At 51.2% G+C, this 9,867-nt stretch carries 8 protein-coding genes; 7 read left to right on the forward strand and 1 reads right to left on the reverse strand.

The features are described 5' to 3' along the window. Positions 1-568: 568 nt before the first annotated feature. The 7 genes from mobC (at position 569) to DI396_RS16250 (ending at position 8,131) form a co-directional block, all read left to right on the forward strand. Complete coding sequence (gene mobC / locus DI396_RS16225; protein ID WP_110797460.1) at positions 569-1,021, forward strand: plasmid mobilization relaxosome protein MobC; 453 nt, start codon at positions 569-571, stop codon at positions 1,019-1,021. Beyond that, on the forward strand, positions 1,018-2,049 hold the full coding sequence (locus DI396_RS16230; RefSeq protein WP_235851918.1) for a relaxase/mobilization nuclease domain-containing protein: 1,032 nt from the start codon (positions 1,018-1,020) through the stop codon (positions 2,047-2,049). Before mobC ends, DI396_RS16230 begins: the two co-directional genes overlap by 4 nt. Before the next feature lie 332 nt (positions 2,050-2,381). Then, positions 2,382-2,789 carry a hypothetical protein gene (locus tag DI396_RS16235; RefSeq protein ID WP_110797462.1) on the forward strand — a complete coding sequence of 136 codons (408 nt, stop codon included), beginning with the start codon at positions 2,382-2,384 and terminating at the stop codon, positions 2,787-2,789. Next, positions 2,782-2,958: a hypothetical protein gene (locus DI396_RS16490; RefSeq protein ID WP_162617262.1), complete on the forward strand. Its 177-nt coding sequence runs from the start codon at positions 2,782-2,784 to the stop codon at positions 2,956-2,958. The genes DI396_RS16235 and DI396_RS16490 overlap by 8 nt, the downstream gene beginning before the upstream one ends. A 179-nt stretch (positions 2,959-3,137) precedes the next feature. After that, positions 3,138-3,389, forward strand: coding sequence for a helix-turn-helix domain-containing protein (locus tag DI396_RS16240; RefSeq protein WP_110797463.1), 252 nt, complete (start codon positions 3,138-3,140; stop codon positions 3,387-3,389). After that, positions 3,390-4,691 carry a type II toxin-antitoxin system HipA family toxin gene (locus DI396_RS16245; protein WP_110797465.1) on the forward strand — a complete coding sequence of 434 codons (1,302 nt, stop codon included), beginning with the start codon at positions 3,390-3,392 and terminating at the stop codon, positions 4,689-4,691. Positions 4,692-4,717: 26 nt separating this feature from the next. Beyond that, positions 4,718-8,131, forward strand: a complete 3,414-nt coding sequence (locus DI396_RS16250; RefSeq protein WP_110797467.1) for a TM0106 family RecB-like putative nuclease — start codon at positions 4,718-4,720, stop codon at positions 8,129-8,131. A gap of 183 nt (positions 8,132-8,314) precedes the next feature. Here the strand turns inward: DI396_RS16250 and DI396_RS16255 are convergent, their stop codons facing one another. Beyond that, complete coding sequence (locus DI396_RS16255) at positions 8,315-9,214, reverse strand: ArdC family protein (protein ID WP_110797469.1); 900 nt, start codon at positions 9,212-9,214, stop codon at positions 8,315-8,317. Between the last annotated feature and the right edge of the window lie 653 nt (positions 9,215-9,867).

Raw genomic sequence — 9,867 nt, forward strand, 5'->3', positions numbered from 1 at the left:
TCGACATCCCGACACCCAAATCATCAGCCACCTGCTTACGCGTTAGCCCACTGGTCAGCGCGATACGCACCGCATCCTGGCGGAATTCGTCCGTCCGTTTCAATCCCATAGTCAGTCTCCTTTGTTGTAGTAAATGCTATCAAAGGAGCGGCATCAAACCGCGACAGGTCCAATCCACAGTTTGATGATGGCGGGAATTGCAATCGCGCGCAACCGTGAGCTTCCCGCCTTTGCCTGCGAATCCCCGCTTGTGCGTGCTGGTGCGGATTTTCTGGTCCGGTGTTGATGTGGCGTTGATGTAAACTGCACAAGCGAAATCCCGACTGATTAGGTCGGGCTTTAAGCATTTGATCTTGTGTATTTTTTTGGTTGCGGGAGGGTGCAACCCACTGAGCCTTGCTGATCAGGAGCTCATAGAAGCGAGTAAGCGCTTCAGGTTCGACCTGCTCTTCAACGCTTACGACATTACCGATGCACTGAAAGAGAATGCATAACCTAAGCGATTAATTTCGCTTGGTTTTCTAAAGCTTTCAAAAACATTGGTCGGTCGTGGGCTGGAGAGCAGACCATGACAGATAGACCTATTGGCAGAAGAGATGCGCCGTTTTCGCTACGGCTTACGTTCGAAGAACGAGCCCGCCTGAACCGTCAGGCCGGGGGGCTACCACTTGGCGGATACATAAAGTCCGTCTTGTTCTCAGAAGACGCCGCGCATTATCGCGCAAAACGCAAAACACCGGTCCAGGACGAAAAGTTGCTGGCCGAAGTGTTGGCTTGTCTTGGTGCCAGTCGAATCTCTAACAACCTGAACCAGCTTGCCAAGGCTGTGAACCAAGGCACGCTCTATGTCGATGAGGACGTGAAGTCCGACATCGTCACCGCATGCAACGACGTGCGCGCGATGCGCCTGCTCTTGATGCAGGCCCTCGGCATGCAGGTTGAAAATCATCACCGCAGACCAGAATCCACATCGCAAAGCTTCGCCCGTGTCGCAGCGCAACCAAAGAGGTTCGCGCCATGATATTGAAGGGGTCTCAGCGCGCCGGTGCAAAGCAGTTGTCAGCGCATCTGCTGAATGATCGTGACAATGATCATGTTGCTGTTCTGGAGCTGGAAGGATTCATCGCTGAAGATTTGCATGGTGCACTTCGAGAAGCGGAAGCCGTTTCGAAAGCGACGAGATGCAAACAATATCTTTTTTCTCTGAGCCTGAACCCACCCAAGGATGCGATCGTCGGTGAAGAAGATTTCCAACGGGCGGCGGATCAGGCGGGCAAGGTTCTCGGTCTTGAAGGTCAACCTCGGGCGATCATCATCCACGAGAAAGAAGGGCGACGGCACGCCCATGTTGTCTGGTCGCGGATAGATGCTGACACCCTAACTGCAATCAATCTTCCCCACTTCAAGAACAGACTTACGAGCCTCTCTAAAGAGCTTTACCTTGAACACGGCTGGGCATTACCCAATGGCCTGCGTTCCCATGGTGGCAAGAGCTTCCTCAACTTCACGCTTGATGAGTGGCAACAGGCCAAAAGGCTCGACCTGGACCCCCGCGAAATCAAAGGAATTTTGCGTGACGCATGGGATAGATCAGACAGTCTTCGCGGTTTTGGCAATGCGCTTGAAGAGCGCGGTTATTTTATCGCGAAAGGTGACCGACGCGGTTTTGTCGCCCTTGATGTGCAAGGCAATGTTTTCGCGGTTCCAAAATGGCTGGGGCTCAAAAGCAAGGAAGTTCAATCAAAGCTCGGCTCGCCGGACAAATCACCATCAGTTTCTGAAGTTAAGCAGGAGCTGAAAGGAAAAGTCACCGACAAGCTCAAGAGCTTTATTCAGCAAACCAAAGACCGGCATATTCAAGAAGCGCTTCCCTTGGAGAGGGAAAACCACGCACTCCGTGATCAGCACCGCGCTGAGCGCGAACGCCTCAGATTGAAACAGGACGAGCGCGCCGTCGTTGAAGCCAAGACGCGTTCTGATCGCCTTCGAAAAGGGCTTTTAGGACTACTGGACAGAGTTACAGGGAAAGCGCGCGCCATTCGCGAGTAGAATGCCTCTGAGGCGTATGCTTGCGCAAAACGCGATCAGTTGCAGCGCGACGAACTTGTGACCAATCAAATGGAAGACCGGCTCAAGCTGCAAAAGCCAATTGAGCGTCTTCGTCATCAGCAAAAACAGGATCGCAGGCTACTTGCCCGCGATGTGATGCAATTTCTGCGCGGCTCTTCGCGCGGATTCGGAACGGCTGATCGGGAGCGCTCGCGCTCGCAATCAGAAGAGCCACCACGGCCCCGTAAGAGGAGCCGTGATCGCGGCCCTCGTTTTGAACTCTAAAAATGGAGAACGTTTAAATGTCATACGACAGAAAAAGAAAGGTCATCATGATGATTATCGCCACCATCATACCGGTCAGCCTGGTGCCAGATATCGCACTTGCTCAATTGCTGTTCGGATCAAGCAATAACAACTATTATGGTCCTTCAGCTTTGGAACTGGGTGTCATCAGAACAATGATGATGCTGATTTCCATCGGTTGCGGATTTGCGCTTGGCTGGCTCATGTCGCCACAGGCGCGAGAGCTTCGGAGGCTGATCTTTGGCGTGATCGCCGTGATTGTGGTCATGATCGCCATGCTCAGCAACAGCCCTCTTGGCTGGAGCCTGGCGATGATCGTGTCCGTCGTCGGTTTCTTTGTCGGGCTCGGCTTCTGGTTTGGTCATCTGCTAGGCAAGCTCTCAAAAGCGCCCACGACCTTTGGCTCACATGATCAGATTATTCACCATGATTGAGCTGGAGCATTTGACGAACATACAGTTGGAAGGATTGCGCATTGTATTGCATCGCCTGCTGGCACAAAGCGAACCCAGCACCGCTGATCGCCGCAATATTTTGGCAACGCTGGATAACATTGACTGGGTCTGCAACTACCGCAGAGCAGAGCGTGTGCCATCGCTATGAAGCAGTTTGCGCAGTCTCTGCATGCCGCCAAGAAGAGGCCCTGTGGACGGCAATGACAATCCTATGACCCACAAGTCATAAAGTAAGATTATGATCCCAACATCATATATATAAATTATGAGCCCAAGATCATATTGACATTTTATGATCCGGGGGCCATACTAAGAACAGGAGATCACATGAAATATCTTGCACGCTCACCACAAGAAGTTGGACATGCCATTCGCGAAGCACGGAAGGCGCAAAAGCTAACTCAGAAAGAGTTGGCCATCCGCAGCGGTGTTTGGCAAGAGACTATCTCAAAAATCGAAAACGGCCTCTCTGGTACCAAGCTGGAGACAATATTCGATCTCCTCTCGGCACTAGAGCTTGAAGTTACTATTGATGATCGCAGTAAGGGATCATCAACATCGCTTGAGGACATCTTTTAGATGGGTCGCAAACGCAGCTATGTACCCTTGAACATATTTTTGAACGCACGACACGTTGGCCAGCTGTTGCGTGAAAGTAATGGCGCGGTCAGCTTTAGCTACGATCCAGCTTGGCTTGCGTGGGAACACCGCATGCCAATATCGCTGTCGCTCCCCTTGCGCCGAGACAGGTTTGTTGGCGCGCCGGTCATGGCGGTGTTTGATAACCTGTTACCCGATAACGAGCCAATCCGTCGGCGCGTCGCCGAACGCGTTGGCGCTGCTGGTACAGATGCTTTCAGTCTCTTGTCTGAAATAGGCAGAGATTGCGTTGGGGCTCTTCAATTCTTACCCGATGGTGTTGAGCCAGCATCGCCAAGCACTTTGACCGGTGAGCCGGTAACTGACGGCCAAATTTGTGCAACGCTCAAAGACTTGGATGTGACGCCACTGGGTATACGGAAAGAAAATAGCTTTCGGATATCTGTTGCCGGTGCACAAGAAAAAACAGCTTTGCTCAAAAAAGATGGGCAATGGATTGAGCCAACGGGAACAACACCCACAACCCATATAATCAAGCCGCAGATCGGCAAGTTGAACAACGGCATGGATTTGTCGAACAGCGTTGAAAACGAATACCTGTGCTTGAAGGTGATGGAAGGTTTTGGCCTTCAATCCGCTCGAACAGAGATCGTGACATTCGGCGATCAAAAGGCGCTTGTGATTGAGCGTTTTGACCGTAGGTGGACAGACAAAGGTCATCTGATACGTCTGCCTCAAGAGGATTTTTGCCAAGCACTCTCTGTCCCCTCGACACTCAAATATCAGTCTGATGGCGGACCAGGTGTTGTTGAGATCATGGAAGTCTTGAGGCGAAGTGATAAGCCGACCAAAGACAGGTTGGATTTCTTTAAAGCCAATATTCTGTTTTGGTTGATGGGAGCGACGGATGGACATGCCAAGAATTTCAGTATCAGCCTGCTTCCAGGTGGCCGGTTTCACATGACACCGTTTTACGATGTGCTGACCTTACAACCAACGGCTGATGCTCGGCAAATTGAACGTAAGGATTTCAGGATGGCCATGCGCTTAGGTAAATCCAACCACTATAAGGTCAGCGATATTATTGGCCGTCATATTAAAGAAACAGGCTTGCAAGCGGGCTTATCACGTGAAGCTATTACGTCTGTTTTTGAGGACATCCACCAAAGCGCGCATGCTGCCTTGGACAAGACATTTTCAGCGTTGCCGGATGATTTTCCAGCAGTTTTAGCAGACGCAATTTCAGCGGCTTTCAAAGCAAGGCTTAAGCGCCTCTCGTAGCCCAAACATTTTGAAACGGTAATATTATGAAGAAAATAAATGACACAATACAACTTAGCGCCACAGACCTTGTTGGTCACCTCAATTGCGGACATCTAACTGCCCTTGATGTTCAAGTCGCAACGGGTGCGCTGAAGAAGCCAGAAAACTACGACCCCCTGCTCGAAATCCTCCGTGAAAGAGGCCAAAGGCATGAAGACGCATATATTCAACATCTTCGAGATGCGGATCATCAACTGACCAAAATCGAAGGCGTCGATATCACCGACTCTACTGTTGATGCGACCCTCGAAGCCATGCGCAATGGCTCAGAAATTATTATTCAAGCGGCACTCCGACATGGACGATGGAGTGGCCGAGCCGATGTTCTTCGAAGAGTAGAAACCCCGAGTGATTTGGGGAATTTTTCCTATGAGATCATCGACACCAAACTTGCACGAGAAACAAAAGGCGGCACGGTCCTTCAGCTTTGCCTCTATGCGGACCTCCTCGCCAATGCACAGGGGCGTCCACCTGAAAAGGTTTTTGTTGTCGCGCCCTGGTCTGACTATCAGCCGCAGGAGTTTCGTTTTGCGGACTATGCTGCGTATTTCAGGCGTGTGAAGACGGCGGCAGAAAATGCTCTGGAGTTGCCAGATGACCAAGTCGAATATCCTGATCCCAAGAGTCACTGTGATGTCTGTCGATGGGAACAGCAGTGTGAGAAGAGGCGACGTGCCGATGATCATCTCTGCTTGGTCGCGGGCATATCAAAAAATCAAATCTCTGAGCTCCAAGCCAATGGTTTTGGTACGGCAAAGACGTTGGCAGACATGCCAAGCCCAATGCCTTTTCAACCTCAACGAGGGGCACCGGCGTCGTTTGAAAGAGTACGTGCGCAAGCCGCAATCCAGGTATCTGCGCGAGAGGCAGGTAAACGAAAGTTTGAGTTTTTGGATGTCGTTCCCGAATTCGGGTTTGCCGCACTGCCCGAACCCTCGGCTGGAGACGTCTTCTTTGACATTGAAAGTGACCAGTTTGTTGGCGAGCAAGGCTTAGAATATCTGTTCGGCTACAGCTACTTTGATGATGTCGGTGCAGAGCAATACGAACAAGATTGGGCATTTGATCGCGCGAGCGAGAAAGCTTGCTTTGAGCGCTTTGTTGATTTTGTGACCACGCGGCGTGTGGATCACCCAGACATGCACATCTATCACTTTGGTGGTTATGAGGCCGGGGCTTTGAAACGTCTCATGGGACGGTACGCAACGCGCGAAGATGAAGTGGACAATCTGCTGCGAGGCAAGGTTCTGGTCGATCTGTTGACCCTCACAAAGCACGCTATTCGCGCAAGCGTTGAAAGTTATTCACTTAAGAAACTTGAGCCGTTCTGCGGATATGAGCGCAAAGTTTCATTGCGAGATGCCAACATGGCATTGACGAGAGTGACCGCAGGATTAGAGCTCGACGACATTCCATCCATTGATGCGGACACAAAGGCGATTGTCGCGGCCTACAACGCTGATGATTGCTTTGCGACGAAGAGCTTGCGTGATTGGCTGGAAGACTTAAGAGCATCAAGAGTGGCCGACGGCAATGCAATCCCGCGCCCTGAGCCTGGGCAAGATGGCCCAAGCGAAGAGCTCAGTGAACAGCAACAGCGCGTTCTGGATCTGATTGAACAGCTTACCAATGACATCCCCGTTGATCCTGAAGAGCGCTCGCCAGAACAACAAGCGCGCTGGATATTGGCTTATGTTCTTGATTGGCATCGCCGTGAAAACAAAGCTGTGTGGTGGGAAAAGTTCCGACTTCAAGCATTGAGCAGCATCGAACTTCTGGAAGAAAAGGCGGGCATTGGTCGCCTACAATTGATGGGGGTTGTTGAGACTTCGAAAACCGGAATACCAACGCATCGCTATAAATTTGACGCGCAGGATACTGACATCAGAGGAGACGAAGGCCTGCATAATGTCGGCGGCGACAAAGTTGGTACGGCTGTGACAGTGTCTTCAGAGAATCTGACAATCGACATCAAGAAATCGAAAGCGACTGCCGATGTTCATCCCGAAGCCGTTTTCGCGCACAAGTTCATCGACCCTAAGGAACAAGCGGCCTCGCTGTTTCGCCTAGGTGAATACGTCGCTAAACACGGCATCGAAGGTGGCGGCTCTTATAAAAGTGCGCGCGAATTATTGCTTCGGGCACCGATGGATATTGGAGGTGAACCCTTCCAAGCGGATGGCGAAGGAACGCTTGATGCGGCATTGCGTGTTGCAGGGAAAATGAATGGTGGTGTGCTACCTATTCAAGGACCTCCAGGGACAGGTAAATCGTTCACTGGAGCGCGGATGATCTGCGAACTTGTACGGCAAGGTAAGAAGGTGGGGATAACGGCAAACAGCCACAAAGTGATCCGTAACCTGATTGATAAAGTGATCGAAGCTGCACCAATAATGGGCGTCGATCTGACCTGCATCCAAAAGCCGGAACAGGGCAACAAAGAGGCCGACGGACCGCACCTCATCTTCGCAAAAAACAACGATGGCGTCTTAGGCAAACTTGCTAGCAGTGAAGCTCAGATCGCTGGTGCGACCCACTTCTTCTGGGCAAGAGAAGATGCTTTTGAAGCCGTTGATGTCCTTGTCGTTGATGAAGCTGGTCAGATGTCTCTTGCAAATGTCTTAGCTGTTTCCCAAGCAGCACAAACGGTCATCATGTTAGGTGACCCGCAACAGCTCGAACAGCCAACGCAAGGGACACATCCAGATGGAACAGGCGTCTCAGCATTGGATCATTTGCTTGGCGGTCGTCAAACCATTGAACCAAGCCAAGGCCTTTTCCTTGGAACTACCTATCGCCTCCATCCAGATATTTGCGCGTTTAACTCAGAGCTTTTTTACGAAAGCAAACTGCATGCAGTTGAGGGATGCGAGCAGCAACTGGTCCAAACTGAGAGCGCTGCATCGGGTGCTGGATTACGCTTCCTACCGGTAGCGCACAGCGGCAACACCAGCTCGTCCATTGAAGAGGCCGACATGGTCAAATCTTTGGTGGAAGACATTCTAGGCAAAGGTGCAGCATGGACGGATCGGGATGGGGTGACCACGCCGATCACACTTGAGGATATTCTGATCATTGCGCCATACAACGCGCAAGTGATTGAAATTCAGAAGCGCCTGCCGACTGCACGTGTTGGAACCGTGGATAAATTCCAAGGTCAGGAAGCACCGATTGCTATCTATTCGATGGCAACTTCAAGTCATGCGGATGCGCCAAGAGGCATGGAGTTTCTTTACAGCGGGAATCGCTTCAACGTGGCTATTTCTCGGGCGCAGTGTTTGGCCATTTTGGTCGCGTCGCCTCAGGTTTTTGAGGCGGATTGTCAGACACCACGACAAATGCAGTTGATCAACGCATTTTGTCGATATCTTGAAATAAGCACTGAAGTTGCGACGTGAAACGCAAGCAACAAGCTATGAAACGATTATCATACTGAAAAGATTATGTTTTCAGCTATAAATCCAAATACGTTTCACCATTTTTGAAACGTATTTGGAATTTTGAGAGCCCGAAAGGGTGACCGCGTCCGCCGCCAGCGGACGCGAATTTTTCTGCCATCCCCAAAAGGCGAAGCCGCCGCATTATGCGGCGACCCCCTCCCCCTCTTCGACTGCCTGCAATCCATGCAGAAAATCCGCCGCACGTTGCGCATGGGCTGCCGCAGAAAAGATTGCGCGCTTGTCATTTTTGAGAACCTTCAGCCAGCTCTGGATATAGGCCGCATGATCCTCGCCCGCCTCTGGGGTCAGAGCCAGATCAGCACAAAGGAATGCCGCGCCGAGCTCTGCGACCAGCTCTTCCTTGGCATAGCCTTCATCACCCCACTTTTTGCGCCCGAATTCACGGTCAAGGCGGGTTTTGTGCTTGGTCCAGTGGGTGAGCTCATGGGCAAGGGTTGCATAATATGCCTCAGGAGAACGGAAGCTTTCAAAGGCTGGCATCTGCACATGATCAGACCCGCCACTATAAAAGGCACGATTTCCACCATGGCGAAGATCGGCACCCGTTGCCGCAAAGAATGCATCCGCATGATCAATGCGCTCTACACCATCGATCACTGGTTCCGGCTTGGCGTAGAACTGCTCCGGCAAACCTTCAATCTGATCGACGTTAAAAACGCTATAGCCTTTCATGAAGGGTATTTTTCGCTCTTCTTCGGTGCCGTCGTCCTGCTCTTCGGTTTTGGTGATGCTGTTGGCATAGACGACCAAAGACCCCCGCTCGCCTTTGCGTACGTTCGCGCCAAGCTCTTTGGCCTGCTTAAAGGTCATCCAGTGGGGCGAGATATAACCCGCCTCAACGCTTGCCGCCCATAACATCAAAACATTGATCCCATTATAGGGCATGCCGTTGTGACGGAGAGGTTTCACAATCCGCCCCTCCATGTTGCCGGAGCTCCAAGGCTTAAGCCAACTGAGTTGACCCTTTTCTAAATCAGCGATGATTGTGTCTGTTACTTTCTGATAAATATCTTGCTTCATTGTCTTTTCTTCCTCTTGGTTAGTTGGTTGCGCATGCAACCGAACTAGGTCCACGCCAATGAGTGGGGGGAGGCTGTCAAAGACCGAAGACGGCGGAGGGGGATCACCTGTCCTGCACGACGAGAGCAAAGCGAAAAAAGGAAGGATGGGGAGACCGCCGTATTCGCCCGCAGAGAAACGAAGGGCTTGGTCTTGATAGTTGATGGGGTCACTAGACCCCCAATCAACAAAGAAAAAGCCGCCAGCCCCTTTGGGCTGACAGCTTACTTACTGCGCAAGGGATGGAAGCCGAATGGCCGAGACTGACAAAGACTGGTTCGGTTCACAACAGCCCGGCCCAGAGGGATGCGCAAAGCTCCTAATGAAGAGAAAGAAACAATATTTCAAATTACAGAGCTTATTAGAATCGCTAAGGTTTATTAGAAAAGGAGACACTTGCGGCTTGAAGCGTTTCAACAAAGCCCTTGATGTTGCTCGATCCTTTCGAGTCTCTAGTAAAAGAGAAATGCACACGTTCGCGTGCTCTTGACCTGCTCCCCTGAAAAGTCCGTTGTTCTGAGTTAGCCTGTTCTCCAACAAGGAGACAGACGATGAAGAGAAGCCGTTTCAGTGAAGAGCAAATTATTGGGATCTTGAAAGAGCATCAGGCTGGA

The organism is Litorivita pollutaquae (assembly GCF_003205515.1).
In the GTDB taxonomy this organism is placed as follows: domain Bacteria; phylum Pseudomonadota; class Alphaproteobacteria; order Rhodobacterales; family Rhodobacteraceae; genus Litorivita; species Litorivita pollutaquae.

What these genes read in the sequence shown, in the direction of transcription:
- DI396_RS16240 (WP_110797463.1), top strand. Translation starts at nt 3,138, where the DNA reads ATGAAATATCTTGCACGCTCACCACAAGAAGTTGGACATGCCATTCGC.
- DI396_RS16235 (WP_110797462.1), top strand. Translation starts at nt 2,382, where the DNA reads ATGATGATTATCGCCACCATCATACCGGTCAGCCTGGTGCCAGATATC.
- DI396_RS16245 (WP_110797465.1), top strand. Translation starts at nt 3,390, where the DNA reads ATGGGTCGCAAACGCAGCTATGTACCCTTGAACATATTTTTGAACGCA.
- DI396_RS16255 (WP_110797469.1), bottom strand. Translation starts at nt 9,214, where the DNA reads ATGAAGCAAGATATTTATCAGAAAGTAACAGACACAATCATCGCTGAT.
- mobC (WP_110797460.1), top strand. Translation starts at nt 569, where the DNA reads ATGACAGATAGACCTATTGGCAGAAGAGATGCGCCGTTTTCGCTACGG.
- DI396_RS16250 (WP_110797467.1), top strand. Translation starts at nt 4,718, where the DNA reads ATGAAGAAAATAAATGACACAATACAACTTAGCGCCACAGACCTTGTT.
- DI396_RS16230 (WP_235851918.1), top strand. Translation starts at nt 1,018, where the DNA reads ATGATATTGAAGGGGTCTCAGCGCGCCGGTGCAAAGCAGTTGTCAGCG.
- DI396_RS16490 (WP_162617262.1), top strand. Translation starts at nt 2,782, where the DNA reads ATGATTGAGCTGGAGCATTTGACGAACATACAGTTGGAAGGATTGCGC.